This is a genomic window from Enterobacter sp. SECR19-1250, from assembly GCF_013391025.1.
GTDB lineage: Bacteria > Pseudomonadota > Gammaproteobacteria > Enterobacterales > Enterobacteriaceae > Enterobacter > Enterobacter cloacae.
Window position 1 is genome coordinate 22572 of the sequence record NZ_JACASJ010000026.1, and the last position, 16710, is coordinate 39281.

The following is a 16710-nucleotide window of genomic DNA, read 5'->3' on the forward strand; positions in this document are numbered from 1 at the left end:
ATACTTTAGTGCTGAATGCCTGACTGTTCAGGCATGTCGCCTGTAGATACAGTACTGTTGGAAGTGACCACGCTTTTTTTGCGCGCATATCTGTCCGGCTGGCCTTCAGGACGGGTTTTGAAGCGTCGGTGCAACCACATATATTGCTCCGGCGCCATCAGCACCGCGCGCTCAATCGCCCTGTTCATTTGCGTGGCTACCGACGCTTTATCACCGCCCTGCAGCGTTTCGCCGATATCTTCAAGAATAATCAGTTCGTAACCGCTGCCGTCTGCCTTTCTGCGTGGAACGAACGGGATCACCGCCGGTCTGGCACTCTTCACCAGCATATAACTTCCGGCGGTTGTCGCGGCATCAGGAACCGCAAAGAACGGTACAAACACGCTGTTGGTTTTACCGTAGTCGTGATCCGGGGCGTACCAGAGAATGTCATTCTGCTTCAGGGCGCGGATCATGCCCTTCAGGTCGTAGCGATCCAGCATGGTTTTATTTGAGCGCAGACGGCCGCGCGTCTGCAGCCAGTCCAGCAGCGCATTATTGTTAGGGCGATAAACACCGACACCCGGGTTGAGCATGCCAAAGATCCTCGCCCCCAGTTCAAGCGTGAGAAAATGCATACCGATGAGCACCACGCCATTTCCGCGCGCCCGGGCCTCTTCCATATGTTCATATCCGCTGACGCTGAAACATTTACGCACACGCCAGTCAGGCCAGAACCAGGCGATCCCGGTTTCGATGACGCCCATGCCAACCGATTCAAAATTACGCTGCAGTAGCTTTTCGCGCTCATCCTTTTTCATGTCGGGAAAACAGAGCTCAAGGTTGCGGCGAGCGATGTCCACACGACGGGGAAGCAAACGCATGGCCAGACGACCAAGCCCGTGTCCGATTCTTAATAAAAGGGGATACGGGAGCTGCACAATGCACCAGAGCGCTGCAATGCCTGTCCAGCTGAGCCAGTAACGAGGATGAAAAAAGGCGAGTGAGAACTGAGGTAATTTTGTCATGAGAAAATTATCCTGTACTGAATTTAACGCAACTGCTGTGCTTACCAGATGATTTCGTGAAAGTTTTAGAGAGGGAAAGTGTAACGGAAACGTCACAGGATCGTATTATCGATTTTTGCGAAATGTCGGGAGAAACTTAAATGCCGGGTCAACGAGGCCGCTGCCCGGCAAATAAAATTACATCGAATAGCCGGGCTTTTTAATCAACGAATCCAGCTTCGGGCCAATTTCGCTGTCCCAGACCTGCGCTTTCCAGTCTTCAGGATTAACCTGGTTTAACGCCACCGACACTGAACTGTCTTTACTGTTGAAATGACGAATTATCACCTCGGCAATATCTGCCGCCAGCGCATTTTTTTGTTCGTCGTTTAAATCCCGGGGAAAACATTTGATATCTACATGTGGCATGTGCAGGCTTCCTGTTATGAATCAGGTTTACACGTTATCAGATAATGCCGTTTGCCTTTAACACCTTGTGCAGTTCAGGAAGCTGACACACGGCGTCTGCAATGGCCGTTATCTTTGGCGTATTCTCGGCAAACCACGCATGCCGTGGCCCCCAGGTACGTGCGACCGCAATATAGACATCGAGTAGCGTAAGCTGTTCACCCAGCGCAAACGGGGCCGCTTTGAGCTGGCTATCGAATCACAAATAGAGGGATTTGCGGTATTCGATACAATTTTTCTTCAACTGTTCCGGTGCGTCAGGCACCCAGCGTTCGGGATAATCGGCATAGGTAAAGGTCGGATAGACGTTCGCGACAAACCAGATAAGCAAGCGTTGAAACTGCTGACGTTCTGCCTGTCCGACGGGCGGCGCCAGATCGGGACACCTGTCGAGCACCATCAGGGCGATGGCGGCTGTTTCGGTCATGATCGCGCCATTTTCCAGCGCCAGTGTCGGCACCTGACACAATGGATTGAGTCTTTGCAGCAATTCGCGCTGCGGACCGGGCGCATCAAACCCGTCCACATTAATAAACTCGTAAGGGATGTCTGCCAGAGTCAGCATCACTTCGCTGATTGCCGATCCCCAGCCGGGTGCACCATAAAGTTTGATCATGTTGCCCTCTCAGGAGTGTAAATCCTAAGTGTAGAGCACAATTAATACGTGATCCCAGGCGGGTTAACCTCCGAGTGTGTCACCGCTTCGCCCTGCTCTCCCCAGCGCGCCAGCACCTTCTGATACTCCCCGCGCGTGATCGCGCCGTCCAGCGCGGCCTGCAGGGCGTAGACCAGTTGATTGCCTTTTTTGGTGGTCGTGGCGACATACGCTTTTTTCGGGCCCAGCCCGACAACGCGCGTTTTACCGGTCAGCGCGGCTTTATACGCCGCGACCGACTGTGGTCCAAAGAACACATCCGCCCGCCCGGACTGAATATAAAGATTGCCCGAGGCATCATCCGTCAGGTACACCGGCAGCGCGGGCTCACGCCCGGCCTTTTTATTCTCCTCGTTCCAGCCTAACAGGATGCGCTCCTGATTGGTGCCGGATCCGACAATAACCTTTCTACCCGCAAGATCTTCAGGACCGTTAATCGACCGCACCGGACTGGTGGATTTCACCGTAAACGCCAGCGAATCGACGCGATAGGTCGCAAAATCAAACTTCTCTTTGCGCTGTTCGGTCACCGCAATGTTCACCAGCGCCACGTCATAGCGCCCGGAAGTGATCCCCAGCGGCCAGTCTTCCCAGGCGGTGGGAACGAGCTTCAGTTTTAGCCCCAGGCTGCCTGCCAGCAGCCGGGCGATATCCGGATCGCTGCCGATTCGCGTACGGTTGTCGCTGGCAAGCAGGGCCAGCGGCGGTGAGTTAAGCGCAGAAATGGCCACCGTGAGGGTTCCCGGCTCGACAAATTTGTAATGAGCGGGGATCTTCGCCACCGCCTGCTGATCCACCGTCACCGGCAGCGGCTGCTCGTTGGCTTTTAAATTAATACTGGCATGGCTGGCGGCGGTAAAGGCCAGCCCTGCCAGAAGTCCATATTTCATGGGTACTCCTTACAGGACTCGTGAAAGGAACTGACGCGTTCGCGCGTGCGATGGCCGGTTCAGCACCTCGTCGCTGCTGCCCTGCTCCACAATTTTACCATCGACCATAAACACCACCTGATCAGCCACTTCTCTGGCGAAACCGATCTCATGGGTGACCACCACCAGCGTGGTGCCGGAACGGGCGAGTTTTTTGATGACATCCAGCACTTCGCCCACCAGCTCCGGGTCTAGCGCCGAGGTGGGCTCATCAAACAGTATGACTCGCGGACGCAGCGCCAGCGCGCGGGCAATGGCGATGCGCTGCTGCTGTCCGCCGGAGAGATGGCGCGACCAGGCATCCGCTTTATCACGCAGCCCCACCACATCCAGCAGGCTATACGCCTGCTCAACGGCCTCTTTTTTGCTCAGTTTTTTATGGGCGACAGGCGCTTCAATCAGGTTTTCCAGCACCGTGAGATGCGGGAAGAGATTAAAGTTCTGGAACACATAACCCACATTGACGCGCTGTTTGAGGATCTCTTTCTCTTTTAACTCGTAGAGTTTGTCACCCCGACGGCGATAGCCGATGTAATCCCCGTCAATCTGAATAAACCCTTCGTCGACGCGCTCAAGGTGGTTGATGGTGCGCAGCAGGGTCGATTTACCGGAGCCGGACGGTCCGAGGATCACCGTGACGGATCCCGGTGGGATCTCAAGCGACACGTTATCGAGCGCTTTATGGCGACCAAAGAATTTACTGACGCCGGTAATGGAAATATGTCCTTCATGAGAGGCTTGCATGGACGGGCTCCTGTGCGGGCGTGGTGGTGACGGAACGGGAACGGGTACGGCTGAGGGTACGGTTCTGATTCACCGCCGAGCGACGTTCGCTGCGGGCCAGTCCCCGCTCAACACCATACTGGATAGCGGACAACACGGTGGTAATCACCAGGTACCAGGCAGCCCCCACCATCAGCAGCGGGATCACCTCCTGCGTGCGGTTGTAAATCATCTGGATGGTGTAGAACAGCTCCGGCATGGCCAGCACGTAAACCATCGCCGTCCCCTTCGCGAGACTGATGATTTCGTTAAACCCGGACGGCAGTATGGTGCGCAGCGCCTGAGGCAGAATGATCCGCACCGTACGACGCCAGGCCGGTAGCCCCAACGCAGCGGCCGCTTCATACTGACCATGATCCACGCCGAGGAAGCCCCCGCGAATGATCTCCGCGGTATAGGCGCTCTGCACCAGCGTTAGCCCGACAACGGCGGTAGAGAATTGCCCCAGCACATTGATGGTTTCAAAGCTGCCCCAGGTCATGCCGGTGAACGGCACCCCGAGCGAGAGCGTGTCGTAGAGATAGGAAAAGTTATAAAGGATGATCAGCACTACAATCAGGGGCAGCGAGCGAAACAGCCAGATATAGCCCCAGGCCAGGCTGCTCAGCAGCCAGGATGACGAGAGTCTCGCCAGCGCCAGCATACCGCCCAAAATCACGCTCAGCGCGGTGCCGATCAGCGTCAGCAGTAATGTCTGGCCGACGCCTTCAAGGATCACCGGGTCGAAGAACCAGCGGGCAAACACAGACCACTCCCAGCGCGGGTTAAAGGCGACGGACTGGACAACGACCGCCAGGACAAACAGCGCCACCACGGCACCGACGGCCCGTAGCGGATAACGCGCCGGGACCACTTTTATGGTTTCAACGTTGCTCATCATCGTACCTCATGCGGTTTTACTTAACGCTTCACGAACCAGCGTTTTGGTGAAACGCAACCGACCATCAAACGGGGGCTGGCTGTACTCTTCCGGATCGCGGTTGAGATCGAACTGCGGCTGGTAACCCTGGCTAAGATAGAGCCGTACCGCTTCCGGCTGGCGAAAACCGGTGGTCAGGTAGATCTGGCTGTAGCCTGCCAGCACCGCCCGGCGCTCCAGCTCCTGCACCACGCGCCCCGCAAGCCCCTGCTGACGCAGGCTTTTGTCCGTCCAGATGCGTTTGATTTCTGCGGTGCGTTCGTCGAAGGGTTTGTACGCCCCGGTGGCAATAATCTTCCCGTCACGCTCCAGGACGATAAACAGCCCCTGCGGCGCCAGATACCACTCGGTGAGCTCGACCTCAGCATCTTTCGAAAAATAGTCACCGTAGCGGGCAGCGTATTCACCGAACAGCCCATTGATGATGGGCTGAAGATCGGCATCTTCCGGCGAAACGTCACGAAATTGTTCGCTCATAACGCCTCCTTAATCACCCAGACCGGCCGGGTTGACTTCCGACTGCGGGATGCGTTCCACCCCTTCTCCCCAGCGGTTCAGCACTTTGTCGTAATCGCCGTTTTTGATCACGCCATTAAGCGCGGTCTGCACCGGTTCCACCAGGCCGCTGCCTTTTTTCAGCGTCACCGCGATATGCGCCGCCTTCGGCCAGCCGCCGTCAACGCTTCCCACCAGTTTGGTTTTACCGGTCAGCGCCGCTTTCCACGCGCCAATCACGTTTGGGCCAAAATACGCATCCGCACGCCCGGACTGGAGCGCCAGCGTTTGTGCCGCATCATCTTTGGTGTAGACCGGGGTAAACGGTTTCAGTCCCTTCTTAAGGTTTTCGGCGTTCCATGCCAGCAGGATGGCCTCCTGGTTAGTGCCTGAGCCGACAATAATCCGCAGCCCGGCAATGTCCTCCGCCTTCTGCAGGGATGTGATTGGGCTGGTTGATTTCACATAGAAACCGAGCGAATCCTTACGGTAGGTGGCGAAATCAAACTTCTCCTTACGCGCTTTAGTCACGGTGATGTTGCTGATCGCCGCATCGTATTTCCCGGAGGCCACCCCCAGCGGCCAGTCCTCCCAGGAGGTTGGCACCACGTTCAGCTCCAGCCCCAGGCTGTCCGCCACCAGACGGGCCACGTCAACTTCGCTTCCCAGAAGCGTTTTGTTGTCATCCGAGAAAACCGTCAGCGGCGGTTGATTGAGGCCCGCCACCGCGACGGTAAATTTCCCCGGCACGGCAAAGCGATAATCTTTCGGCAACTGCGCGATGGCATCGCCGTTTTTGGCGGTATTGATCGGCGTTTTGTTGGCCTCAATACTCACACCGGTGCCGTTAATGTTCACATTCTCTGCCCAGACGGCAGGGGTAAAGGCCAGCGCGAGCGCCAGAATAAGCGATGGTTTATGCATAGCGGGTTCTCTTTTATTGTTGTGTGAACTGATTTTTGGGTTCGTCCAGGCCCAGGCTGTCGCGCAGCGTGGTCCCGGGGTAGTCAGTGCGAAACAGGCCGCGGGCCTGTAGCACCGGCACCACCAGGTCAACAAAGCGCGGGAAGGTATCTGGCGTCCCGCCCTGGATGATGAAGCCGTCGGCTGCATAGCCGTCGAACCACGCCTGCAGGCCGTCCGCCACCTGCTCCGGCGTGCCGGAAAAACGGGGGCGTGGTGAGGCCGCTTCCAGCGCGACCTGACGCAGCGTCAACTGACGTTCGCGGGCATTGCGCTTTATCTCATCCGTGGTACTGCGGAAGCTGTTTTTTCCCAGATCGCCGAGGTCCGGGAACGGCTCGTCGAGCGGATACTGGCTGAAATCGTGATGTTCGAAATAGCGTCCGAGATAATTGAGGGCATCCTTAACCGACACCAGCGCCGCGGTGGTCTGGTACTGGTTTTCCACATCTTCGGCATCTTTTCCGACAATCACGCTCACGCCCTGGAAAATGTGCAAATCAGAAGCACGACGACCGTTGTTTCCCAGCTGCTGCTTCACATCGCGGTAGAACGCTTGTGCTTCTTCGAGAGTTTCATGGTGGGTGAAGATCGCATCGGCATGCTTCGCAGCCAGCTTTTTACCGTCGTCCGATGCGCCAGCCTGGAACACTATCGGACGTCCCTGCGGCGTGCGACCAATATTGAGTGGCCCGGCAACCTGGAAGAAATCACCACGGTGATCCAGGGTATGCAGTTTGGCGGGGTCAAAAAACTGACCACTCTCTTTGTTGCGAACAAAGGCATCGCCTTCCCACGAGTCCCACAGCCCTTTCACTACGTCAAGATACTCATCCGCAATGCGGTAGCGCAGCGCGTGCTCGGGGTGTTTTTCACGCGAGAAGTTCCTTGCCGACCCTTCCAGCGGCGAGGTCACGACGTTCCAGCCCGCGCGGCCGTTGCTCAGATGATCCAGGCTGGCAAACTGGCGCGCCACGGTAAAGGGTTCGCTGTAGGAGGTGGATAACGTGCCCACCAGACCCAGACGCGAGGTAATGCTCGCCAGCGCGGAGAGCACCGTTAACGGCTCAAAGCGATTTAAAAAATGCGGGATCGACTTCTCATTAATGTAGAGGCCATCGGCTACGAATAAAAAGTCGAGCTTGCCCTCCTCTGCTTTTAACGCCGTCGCTTTGACGAAATCAAAATTAATACTGGCATCGGCGACCGCCGCAGGATGGCGCCAGGCGGACATATTCCCGGAAGCACCGTGCAAAATGGTCCCCAGCCGCAATTGTCGGGTTGCAGACATATTCACCTCTTCTGAATTAAACGTGTTGCAGGGCTTTTACCGCAAGCTGTGCAAAATAACGGGCAGCCGGCTCAATTAATGCTTCGTCCGGATTAAAGGCCGGGTGATGTAAACCATACGGGCTATTGCTGCCAATGCTGACAAACGCGCCGGGGATCTGCTGCAGATAGACTGCAAAATCCTCTCCGCCCATATGCAACTCGGCATGCTGCGTTTCATAACCCGCTTCCCGGGCGACCGACGTGGCAAACGCCGCCCAATGCTCGTCATTGACCAGCGCAGTCGGTCCGGCATACCAGGTGATATCAATCCGGGCACTGAAGGCGCTGGCGAATCCGGCAGCGATTTCACCGACGCGCGCTTTGACGTTCTGTTGAACTTCCGTGCGATGCGTGCGCAGCGTCCCTTCCAGCTCAACGCTTTCCGGCAGGACGTTCCAGGTATTGCCGCCCGCAATGCGCGTTACGCTCAGCACAACGGAGTCCAGCGTATTCACGTTGCGACTGGCGACGCTCTGCAACGCGGTAACAAGCTGGCTTGCCAGCACAATCGCGTCGTTGCCTTCATGAGGCCGTGCGGCATGAGCACCTTTGCCGGTAATGCGGATCACAAACCGATCGACGTTGGCATAGAACGGCCCGCCGCGGGTGGCAAATTCACCCACCGGCAACCCCGGCTCGTTGTGCATACCGAAAATGGCGCTGACATCACGTAACGCCCCGGCCCGCACCATGCTCTTCGCTCCGCCAAAGTTCTCTTCGGCAGGCTGGAACAGGATCCGCACGCGACCGTTGAGCAACGCTTCACGTTCTTTTAGTTTTAATGCCGCCCCGAGGATCACGCTGGTGTGGATGTCATGACCGCAGGCGTGCATCACCCCCGAACGTTGCGAGCTAAACGCCACCCCGCTGCGCTCTTCGATCGGTAAGGCATCAATGTCCGCCCGCAGGGCAATCAGTTTGTTGCCGGTGCCGATCTCCGCCACCAGCCCGGTAGGCAAGTCATAAGGTAGCGGCGTAATACCGGCATGGGTCAGCCACTGGTGCAAACGGGCGGTTGTTTCCACCTCCTGGCCCGACAGCTCCGGGTGCTGGTGCAGCTCACGACGCCAGGCAATCAGTTGTTCGCCAAAACGCATACGTTAACCTCCCCGTTAAGTCGCGCCTGCGCCAGCAGACGCAGGGACTGCACGCGCGCGGCGCCGTCCACAACCGGTGTGTCGATAATGAATTCGTCAATACCCCACTGGTGATGCAGGGCGTCCAGTTGTGCCAGTACCGACTCAGCGGTCCCGGCCACCAGAGACTGCGCGCGACGCGCTATACGCAGCGGCTCGCTGCCTGCCTGACGCGCAAACGCATAGGCTTGCTCTTCGCTGGCCACCGTAACGCGCTGGCCGTTTGCCAGCTCCACGCCCCAGACTTCAACCTTTTGTGCCAGCGAGTGCGCCTGGGCCTGAGAGTCCGCCACAACGACCTGCACCGCCACAATCACCTCCCGGGCGCTGTGTTCACGCCAGGTGGTGATGACCTCGCGCAGCAGGTCGGGATCGCCATTCAGGTGAGCGGCAAAGACAAAATGCCAGTTGAGCTTTGCGGCCAGCAGAGCACTTTCGACACTCGCCCCCAGCAGAAATCCCTGCGCCGGAACCGGCGGCAAAGGCGTGGCGCGCACCGCCTCCTCCGCGGACTGATTTTCAGGACGGATCCAGCTATCGAGCTGCGCCAGCTGTTCGGCAAAGCTGCCCTTTTCCTGCTGATTCAGACCGAGTTGCAACGCGCGGGTGGAGAGCGGCAGACCGCCAGGCGCTTTTCCAACGCCCAGATCCACGCGTCCGGGAGCCAGGGCAGCCAGGAGATTGAAATTTTCTGCAACTTTATACGGGCTGTAGTGTTGCAGCATGACACCGCCCGATCCCACCCGGATACGCGTAGTCTGCCCGAGGATCCAGGCAATCAATAACTCCGGCGAGGGGCTGGCCAGCTGCGGGGTGTTGTGGTGTTCGGCAATCCAGAAACGGTGATAACCGAGAGTTTCCGCCTGTTGCGCCAGCGCCAGGGTTCGCGCCAGCGCATCGGCGGCTGTTTCATTTTCAGCGATGGGGCTTTTATCCAGAATGCTGATTCGCCAGGACATGTTGCGTTCTCGTTTGACTTAACATGTCGTTATTAATAAAGGCGTATTTCACCGCTGAGAAACAATTAATTTACATTTGGTTTGCCGGAAATCAGATATATAAAACCCTGTTAAGAATAAGACTTTAGGGAGGCGATAAGCGTTTCCGCCTGAGCGCGGCGGGTAATACGGATAAAGCGTATGTGTGCGTAGTCCGGATTTTGCATATCGACCTGATAACGCCTGCGGTTGTTGCGCCAGGTTTTAATCGTCCAGATGATAATGGACTCTCTGCTGAGGAAGGCGCGCCGAAAACTCTCTTTATTGCCCGTTCCCGGCCAGAGTTCGTGTTGATGCCAGGCCCGCTTGATCGCCCGGATAACGGCCTGATACAGCGTACGGACAAATCCATAGTCCACCCAGACGACCAGATCCACATTGCGCCATTTAACGGGGCGCGTGCGGTTATAGTTGCCATCGAGCACCCAGTTTTGAGAAGCGCTTAATGCATGCTCCAGTTTTTCCAGAAACGCATCATCTGCTGTGCCCTGCCAGTTCGGGCGCCAGTAAAGCCTGTCCATCTCAATATAAGGAATAGCCAGCTCATCAGCGATCCGTCTTGCCAGCGTGGTTTTTCCACTTCCGCTGGTGCCGATTACATTAATTTTCACCGTTAGCCTCGTTCTGGCAGAATAAAAACCAAACCGATCATAGCTTTTACCTTCCGCTAGTTCCACTGAGCAACTGATAAGCGCCACTGATGTTTAAATCATCAATCCGCGAATCTTTTGTCTAAAAACTCACCACGATTCAGCGCGTTGTGATCCCCGTCTGCTCTGACCACACGATTTCCTTCGACGTGCATCACTTTCGGCACGGTTATATTTTGCGTCGCTTATCAATTGCAGGTAGGATGCCTCGCCATGTTTCGCCTTATCCATACGCAGAATGACTGGGAAGGCGACATGTGTTTGCGCAGAAGCAATCGTTTGTATGCTCTCTGCCAGGCAGGACTATCACGATAATGGTTCAGACAGGCAAACAGGTAACTCAATGAAAACAAGCAATAAAAGCGCAGCCGATCATCATGCTGCTAAACGTCGCTGGTTAAACTCCCATGAAGAGGGCTACCACAAAGCGATGGGCAACCGTCAGGTTCAAATGATCGCCATCGGCGGCGCTATCGGTACAGGTCTGTTTTTAGGTGCTGGTGCACGTCTGCAGATGGCTGGCCCGGCTCTCGCCCTCGTCTATCTGGTGTGCGGGATCTTCTCCTTCTTCATTCTTCGCGCGCTGGGCGAACTGGTACTGCATCGCCCTTCCAGCGGCAGCTTTGTCTCTTACGCCCGCGAATTTCTCGGTGAAAAAGCCGCCTATGTCGCTGGCTGGATGTACTTCGTTAACTGGGCGATGACCGGTATCGTCGATATCACTGCCGTTGCGCTGTATATGCACTACTGGGGCGCGTTTGGCGATATCCCGCAGTGGGTCTTTGCGCTTGGCGCCCTGGCGATTGTCGGCACTATGAATATGATCGGCGTGAAGTGGTTCGCCGAGATGGAGTTCTGGTTTGCACTGGTAAAAGTGCTGGCGATTGTGATTTTCCTGGTCGTCGGTACCGTCTTCCTCGGCAGCGGTAAGCCGCTGGACGGCAATGCAACCGGCTTCCATCTGATAACCGATAACGGCGGCTTCTTCCCGCACGGTCTGCTGCCGGCGCTGGTTCTGGTGCAAGGCGTGGTGTTCGCCTTTGCCTCTATCGAACTGGTGGGTACGGCGGCGGGCGAATGTAAAGACCCGCAGACCATGGTGCCAAAAGCCATTAACAGCGTGATCTGGCGTATCGGTCTGTTCTATGTGGGTTCTGTGGTGCTGCTGGTTCTGCTGCTGCCATGGAACGCCTACCAGGCGGGTCAGAGCCCGTTTGTGACCTTCTTCTCTAAGCTCGGCGTGCCATACGTGGGCAGTATCATGAACATCGTGGTGCTGACCGCGGCGCTCTCCAGCCTGAACTCTGGCCTCTATTCTACCGGCCGTATTCTGCGCTCCATGTCGATGGGTGGCTCTGCGCCGAAGTTTATGTCGAAGATGAGCAAGCAGCAGGTGCCATATGCCGGTATCCTGGCGACGCTGGTGGTCTACGTGTTCGGTGTGTTCCTGAACTACCTGGTGCCGTCACGCGTGTTCGAAATCGTACTGAACGTGGCCGCGCTGGGGATTATCGCCTCCTGGGCCTTTATCGTGGTCTGCCAGATGCGTCTGCGCAAAGCCATTAAAGAGGGCAAAGCAGCTGACGTGAGCTTCAAGATGCCGGGTGCTCCGGTGACCTCATGGCTCACCCTGCTGTTCCTGTTCAGCGTGCTGGTACTGATGGCGTTCGACTACCCGAACGGCACCTATACCATCGCCACCATTCCGCTGCTGGCCGTTCTGCTGATTGCTGGCTGGCTTGGCGTGCGTAAGCGCGTGCATGAAATCCACAGCACCGCGCCGGTTCATCATGAAGATGAAAAACACGACGGCCCGCTGGTGGAAGAGACCTCGCGTTAATAAAAAAGCCGGATGGCGGCTTCGCCTTACCCGGCCTACATTTCAGGGTTTTGTAGGCCCGGTAAGCGCAGCGCCACCGGGCAAAGCCCGCATTAGAGCGCGATACGTACCACATCGTCAGGCTGGGTCGCTTCCTGCTGACGGGTGGATTTCTGTTTCACCGTCACGTACAGCGTTTTGCCATCGGCAGAGAGCGCCAGGCTGTTTGGATAGACCGGCGTGTCGAAGGTTTTCGTCACTTTGTAGGTTTTGGTGTCAATCACGCTCACCTTTCCGGCTTCACGATGCGTCACGTACGCTTCGTTGCGCGTCGGGTTAAAGAGCACCGCCAGCGACTCTGGCGTCGCAATCTTCTCAATCACGCTGCCATCTTTCAGGCTCACCACCAGCACTTCCGGCTGTTTTGAATCGGTCAGGAAGGCACGCTGCCCGGCCGTATCCAGACTCAGGTTCAGATAGAAGTGCTCTTTACCATCATCCTGCACCTTTTTGCGGCTGATGATTTTGTTGCTGGCGGTATCAATTGTCACCAGTTCGCCGTCGGCGTTGGTGGTATAGAGTCGTTTCGCCTGCGCATCCAGCGCCAGGCCGGTGCCGTAAGTACCGGTATTGGCGATGGTATCCTTCAGCTTCAGCGTTGTGCCATCCACCACCCAGATCACGCTCTCTTTACCGACCCCGGTGATGTACACGGTGTGGGTGGCATCATCCGCCACCAGTTGGCGTGGCTGCAGCGGTTTGACCGTGTCACTGCGTTTGCGGTCGTCCAGAACCAGGCGCCCTTTCACCTCGCCCGTTTTGGCATCAATGGCGGTCACGGCACCGTTGATGGTGTTGCCCAACCACAGCGTCTGGGAGGCCGAATCCAGGGTGGCGCCAAACGGTTTAAGATCGTTATGAATAACCTGCGTCACGTCCAGTGTGACCGGATCGAGGCGATACACAATCCCGCCTTTATCCATTTTACGGCTTTGTGATGTCGCAACCCACAGCGCCTTCTCCTGCTGGCTCACGGCCATTTCATACGCGCCTTTGCCTACCGCTTTGCGCAACATCTCTTCGCCAGCATGCACCTGGAAGGTACCGGCAAGCAGTAAAGCGCTACACAACAGAGAACGACGCAGACGCGGCGAGCACAGATGACGTAAAGACATAACAATTCCTTTTTCACAAGAGGGGGTGTACTGCTGACATCACTTCCGGTCGGCAACGTCATGGCATTGCCGTTTTGTTAATGAGAATAGTAATCATTAATCAGCAAAATGTGGAGTTTTTCTTTTCCGTTTCGCCTTTCCTTAACGCAATGTGCGGTTATAGTTTTCAAAGTATTTACAAAAGTTTTAACATATATGCACATGTTCCATTTGGTACGTTTCTTATCCTTAACCGGTTTATTTCATGAAAATCATTTCTGCCCATAGGGCTACGCTTCCACTGCTGCTGGCTCCTGTTATCTTTTCGCCCCTCACCGCGATGGGCGCGGATGAACAGACCCTGATCGTCAGCGCCACCCCACAAACGGTATCGGAGCTTGATACCCCGGCGGCGGTCAGCGTCGTGAACGGCGATGATATGCGTCACGCCGCGCCACGCATTAACCTCTCGGAATCGCTTGGTAGCGTCCCGGGCCTGCAAATTCAGAACCGCCAGAACTACGCCCAGGATCTGCAGCTGTCGATGCGTGGCTTTGGTGCCCGCTCCACCTTCGGGGTGCGCGGTATTCGAATGTACGTGGATGGGATCCCGGCGACCATGCCAGACGGCCAGGGCCAGACCTCTAACATCGATCTCTCCAGCGTTGAGAGCGTGGAAGTGCTGCGCGGCCCCTTCTCTGCCCTGTATGGCAACGCCTCCGGCGGCGTGATCAACATCAACACCCAGACCGGTCAACAACCGCCGACCATTGAGGCCAGCAGCTATTACGGCAGTTACGGTACCTGGCGCTACGGGATGAAAGCCACCGGCGCGATGGGCGACGGCACACACGCGGGCGATGTGGATTACACCGTATCCACCACCCGCTTCACCACCAAAGGCTACCGCGATCACAGCGGTGCGCGGAAGAATCTCGCCAATGCCAAACTGGGCGTGCGGATTGACGATGCCAGCAAGCTGACGCTGATCTTTAACAGCGTGGACATGAAAGCCAACGATCCGGGTGGACTGAATTACCAGGAGTGGCAGGATAACCCGCACCAGTCTCCGCGTGGCGATCAGTACAACACGCGCAAAACCATCAAGCAGACCCAGGCCGGGCTGCGCTATGACCGCCAGCTCAGCGCGCAGGACGATCTCAGCGTCATGATGTACGCCGGCGAGCGTGAAATGACCCAGTACCAGTCGATCCCTTATCAGCCACAGCTGCGCCCCTCCCACTCTGGCGGCGTGATTGATATGCAGCGTCACTATCAGGGCATCGATACACGCTGGACGCACCGCGGCGAACTGCTGGTGCCGGTGACCTTTACCACCGGCCTGAACTACGAAAACATGAGCGAAGATCGTCGCGGGTATGAGAACTTCGTGATGAACAACGGCGTACCGGAGTACGGCGTAAAAGGCGACAAGCGCCGCAACGAACGTAACCTGATGTGGAACGTCGATCCTTACCTGCAAACCCGCTGGCAGTTAACCCAGAAACTCTCTGTGGATGCCGGGGTACGTTACAGCTCCGTCTGGTTTGATTCCAACGATCATTACGTTACGCCAGGCAACGGCGACGACAGCGGCGACGCGAGCTATCACAAGTGGCTCCCGGCCGGGGCGGTGAAGTATGCCGTGACCGACGCGTGGAACCTTTACGCTGCGGCAGGTCGTGGATTTGAAACCCCCACCATCAATGAACTCTCCTACCGCGCGGATAACCAGGGCGGCCTGAACATTGGCCTGAAACCGTCCACCAACAATACTTATGAAGTGGGTAGCAAAACCCGCATCGGCAATGGCCTGCTGACCGCGGCCCTGTTCCGCACCGACACCGACGATGAAATTGTGGTGGATGCCAGCTCTGGCGGACGTACCAGCTACAAAAACGCCGGTAAAACCCGTCGTCAGGGGGTGGAAGTTTCACTCGATCAGCAGTTTGCTGAAAACTGGAAGCTGAAAATGGCATGGACATATCTGGACGCCACCTACCGCACCAACGTCTGCGGTGATGACAACTGTAACGGCAACCGGATGCCGGGTATTGCCCGCAATATGGGCTTTGCCTCGTTTGGCTGGCAGCCTGAGGAAGGCTGGTATGCGGGTACCGACGTGCGTTACATGAGCGATATCATGGCCGACGACGAAAACACGGCAAAGGCTCCGTCTTACACGGTGGTCGGTCTGAATACCGGGTATAAGTTCAACTATGGCAACTGGGGCCTGGATCTCTTTGGTCGCGTTGATAACCTGTTCGACAAAACGTATGCCGGCTCGGTGATTGTCAACGAATCCAACGGGCGTTATTACGAACCTGCTCCGGGTCGTAACTACGGCGTTGGCCTGTCGGTTGCTTATCGTTTCGAGTAGGACTAAAACAGGCATTTTATTGCCTGTTTTTCTCTTTCGTAATCTTAAATATCGTTCCTGATGGCGTAGAGCCATCAGGACTTATTCATGGAGCGAATGTTTTACGACGGGAATATAGATTGGCTACTAAATAATTCCTCAGCTAAAATATTGACGCTGTAAAAGTGAATTAGCTTCATCAATCAGTTTATCCACCGCTTTCTGGCTGGCTTCAACATCCCCTCTTTCCAGTGCCGCAAGTAACTCCTCGTTGTGATACGCCGACGCTTTGATGTCGTTGAGCTCCTGATGCAGATAGTTAATACAGGGCCCGATGCGTATCCACAGCTGCTCATTTAATGCGCTGAGCGTTGGCATCTCCGCATACTGATAAAGGGTGAACCGAAACACGCGATTCGCGTGCAGCGCCTGCTGAACATTGCCGTTGCGCATCGCCTCATGAAAGGCATCCGACATTTTGCGCAACGTCTCAAGCTTAGCTGGCGTCATATGCTGACAGGCGGCCGCTACCGCCATTGGTTCCAGTTGTTTCCTGATAGCGGTGATCTCGTTATAGCGTTCCAGCGTGACCTCCGGCACCAGAAACGCCTGCGCCGGTGTGGCCTGCAGCGCCCCTGAGGAGACCAGTCGCAAAAGTGCCTCACGAACCGGTGTGATACTGGTTCCTAATTTATCCGCAATCTCTTTGGTAATCAGTCGAGCGCCAGGTTTCAACGAGCCTGTAATTAATGCCCCTTTCAAACTGATTTCAACTTGCATGGTAAGACTGATTCTTTGCGCTTTCTCTAAATGATCCAAATCAAGCATGTTCAATTCCTGTAGCTAAAACTTAATGCTATTTATTAACGTCAGTTTAAATAAACGACGTTGGTCCGATATATCCTGTATCGTCATGCCTGGTGGTGGGAAATGCGTATAAACATCAAAAAGTACAAACACGGTTTTTTATCGCTCTTTGGCTCATCCGCAAGGAAGGCACGAAAGCTGTGTAGGTTTAATTAAAGACAATATATCGTATCTTCACAAATAAATATGGCGGGTTA

13 protein-coding genes and 2 pseudogenes are annotated in these 16710 nt (G+C 56.0%); 2 read left to right on the forward strand and 13 right to left on the reverse strand.

The genetic code is table 11. The annotated features are described in order from the left end of the window. Positions 1–5: 5 nt before the first annotated feature. The 11 genes and pseudogenes from HX884_RS09270 to HX884_RS09325 form a co-directional block, all read right to left on the reverse strand. The gene (locus tag HX884_RS09270; RefSeq protein WP_038981834.1) at positions 6–1007 is read right to left on the reverse strand and encodes a Kdo(2)-lipid IV(A) acyltransferase; all 1002 of its coding nucleotides are present in this window, start codon (positions 1005–1007) and stop codon (positions 6–8) included. A gap of 177 nt (positions 1008–1184) precedes the next feature. Then, positions 1185–1415: a tautomerase PptA gene (pptA, locus tag HX884_RS09275; RefSeq protein WP_013096502.1), complete on the reverse strand. Its 231-nt coding sequence runs from the start codon at positions 1413–1415 to the stop codon at positions 1185–1187. A gap of 37 nt (positions 1416–1452) precedes the next feature. Continuing rightward, positions 1453–2070, reverse strand: a pseudogene (locus tag HX884_RS09280) (glutathione S-transferase family protein). Positions 2071–2111: 41 nt separating this feature from the next. Further along, positions 2112–2999, reverse strand: a complete 888-nt coding sequence (locus HX884_RS09285) for an ABC transporter substrate-binding protein (RefSeq protein WP_095427454.1) — start codon at positions 2997–2999, stop codon at positions 2112–2114. Positions 3000–3008: 9 nt separating this feature from the next. Further along, a complete protein-coding gene (locus HX884_RS09290; protein WP_040022655.1) occupies positions 3009–3782 on the reverse strand; it encodes an amino acid ABC transporter ATP-binding protein in 774 nt (257 codons plus the stop codon). After that, positions 3766–4698, reverse strand: coding sequence for an amino acid ABC transporter permease (locus HX884_RS09295; protein WP_023621243.1), 933 nt, complete (start codon positions 4696–4698; stop codon positions 3766–3768). Before HX884_RS09295 ends, HX884_RS09290 begins: the two co-directional genes overlap by 17 nt. Before the next feature lie 9 nt (positions 4699–4707). After that, positions 4708–5217 carry a GNAT family N-acetyltransferase gene (locus HX884_RS09300; RefSeq protein ID WP_013096497.1) on the reverse strand — a complete coding sequence of 170 codons (510 nt, stop codon included), beginning with the start codon at positions 5215–5217 and terminating at the stop codon, positions 4708–4710. A gap of 9 nt (positions 5218–5226) precedes the next feature. Continuing rightward, positions 5227–7489, reverse strand: a pseudogene (locus tag HX884_RS27180) (NtaA/DmoA family FMN-dependent monooxygenase). Between the two features lie 16 nt (positions 7490–7505). Then, positions 7506–8627: an amidohydrolase gene (locus HX884_RS09315; RefSeq protein WP_178328032.1), complete on the reverse strand. Its 1122-nt coding sequence runs from the start codon at positions 8625–8627 to the stop codon at positions 7506–7508. Further along, positions 8606–9625 carry an LLM class flavin-dependent oxidoreductase gene (locus HX884_RS09320; protein ID WP_178328033.1) on the reverse strand — a complete coding sequence of 340 codons (1020 nt, stop codon included), beginning with the start codon at positions 9623–9625 and terminating at the stop codon, positions 8606–8608. The genes HX884_RS09315 and HX884_RS09320 overlap by 22 nt, the downstream gene beginning before the upstream one ends. Positions 9626–9735: 110 nt before the next feature. Then, positions 9736–10275, reverse strand: a complete 540-nt coding sequence (locus tag HX884_RS09325; protein ID WP_178328034.1) for an AAA family ATPase — start codon at positions 10273–10275, stop codon at positions 9736–9738. Between the two features lie 382 nt (positions 10276–10657). Here HX884_RS09325 and ansP point away from each other — a divergent pair, with 382 nt between their 5' ends. After that, positions 10658–12154 carry an L-asparagine permease gene (gene ansP, locus HX884_RS09330; protein WP_178328035.1) on the forward strand — a complete coding sequence of 499 codons (1497 nt, stop codon included), beginning with the start codon at positions 10658–10660 and terminating at the stop codon, positions 12152–12154. A 92-nt stretch (positions 12155–12246) separates the two neighbouring features. Here the strand turns inward: ansP and HX884_RS09335 are convergent, their stop codons facing one another. Next, entirely contained in the window at positions 12247–13308 is a 1062-nt protein-coding gene (locus HX884_RS09335) for a YncE family protein (protein WP_178328036.1), read from the reverse strand. Between the two features lie 244 nt (positions 13309–13552). Between HX884_RS09335 and pqqU the strand changes: the two genes are divergently transcribed. Continuing rightward, positions 13553–15667 carry a TonB-dependent receptor PqqU gene (pqqU, locus tag HX884_RS09340; protein WP_178328037.1) on the forward strand — a complete coding sequence of 705 codons (2115 nt, stop codon included), beginning with the start codon at positions 13553–13555 and terminating at the stop codon, positions 15665–15667. Between the two features lie 138 nt (positions 15668–15805). Here the strand turns inward: pqqU and HX884_RS09345 are convergent, their stop codons facing one another. Then, entirely contained in the window at positions 15806–16474 is a 669-nt protein-coding gene (locus HX884_RS09345) for a GntR family transcriptional regulator (RefSeq protein WP_178328045.1), read from the reverse strand. Between the last annotated feature and the right edge of the window lie 236 nt (positions 16475–16710).

What these genes read in the sequence shown, in the direction of transcription:
- pptA (WP_013096502.1), bottom strand. Translation starts at nt 1,415, where the DNA reads ATGCCACATGTAGATATCAAATGTTTTCCCCGGGATTTAAACGACGAA.
- HX884_RS09335 (WP_178328036.1), bottom strand. Translation starts at nt 13,308, where the DNA reads ATGTCTTTACGTCATCTGTGCTCGCCGCGTCTGCGTCGTTCTCTGTTG.
- HX884_RS09295 (WP_023621243.1), bottom strand. Translation starts at nt 4,698, where the DNA reads ATGAGCAACGTTGAAACCATAAAAGTGGTCCCGGCGCGTTATCCGCTA.
- ansP (WP_178328035.1), top strand. Translation starts at nt 10,658, where the DNA reads ATGAAAACAAGCAATAAAAGCGCAGCCGATCATCATGCTGCTAAACGT.
- HX884_RS09285 (WP_095427454.1), bottom strand. Translation starts at nt 2,999, where the DNA reads ATGAAATATGGACTTCTGGCAGGGCTGGCCTTTACCGCCGCCAGCCAT.
- HX884_RS09345 (WP_178328045.1), bottom strand. Translation starts at nt 16,474, where the DNA reads ATGCTTGATTTGGATCATTTAGAGAAAGCGCAAAGAATCAGTCTTACC.
- HX884_RS09320 (WP_178328033.1), bottom strand. Translation starts at nt 9,625, where the DNA reads ATGTCCTGGCGAATCAGCATTCTGGATAAAAGCCCCATCGCTGAAAAT.
- HX884_RS09315 (WP_178328032.1), bottom strand. Translation starts at nt 8,627, where the DNA reads ATGCGTTTTGGCGAACAACTGATTGCCTGGCGTCGTGAGCTGCACCAG.
- HX884_RS09300 (WP_013096497.1), bottom strand. Translation starts at nt 5,217, where the DNA reads ATGAGCGAACAATTTCGTGACGTTTCGCCGGAAGATGCCGATCTTCAG.
- HX884_RS09290 (WP_040022655.1), bottom strand. Translation starts at nt 3,782, where the DNA reads ATGCAAGCCTCTCATGAAGGACATATTTCCATTACCGGCGTCAGTAAA.
- HX884_RS09270 (WP_038981834.1), bottom strand. Translation starts at nt 1,007, where the DNA reads ATGACAAAATTACCTCAGTTCTCACTCGCCTTTTTTCATCCTCGTTAC.
- pqqU (WP_178328037.1), top strand. Translation starts at nt 13,553, where the DNA reads ATGAAAATCATTTCTGCCCATAGGGCTACGCTTCCACTGCTGCTGGCT.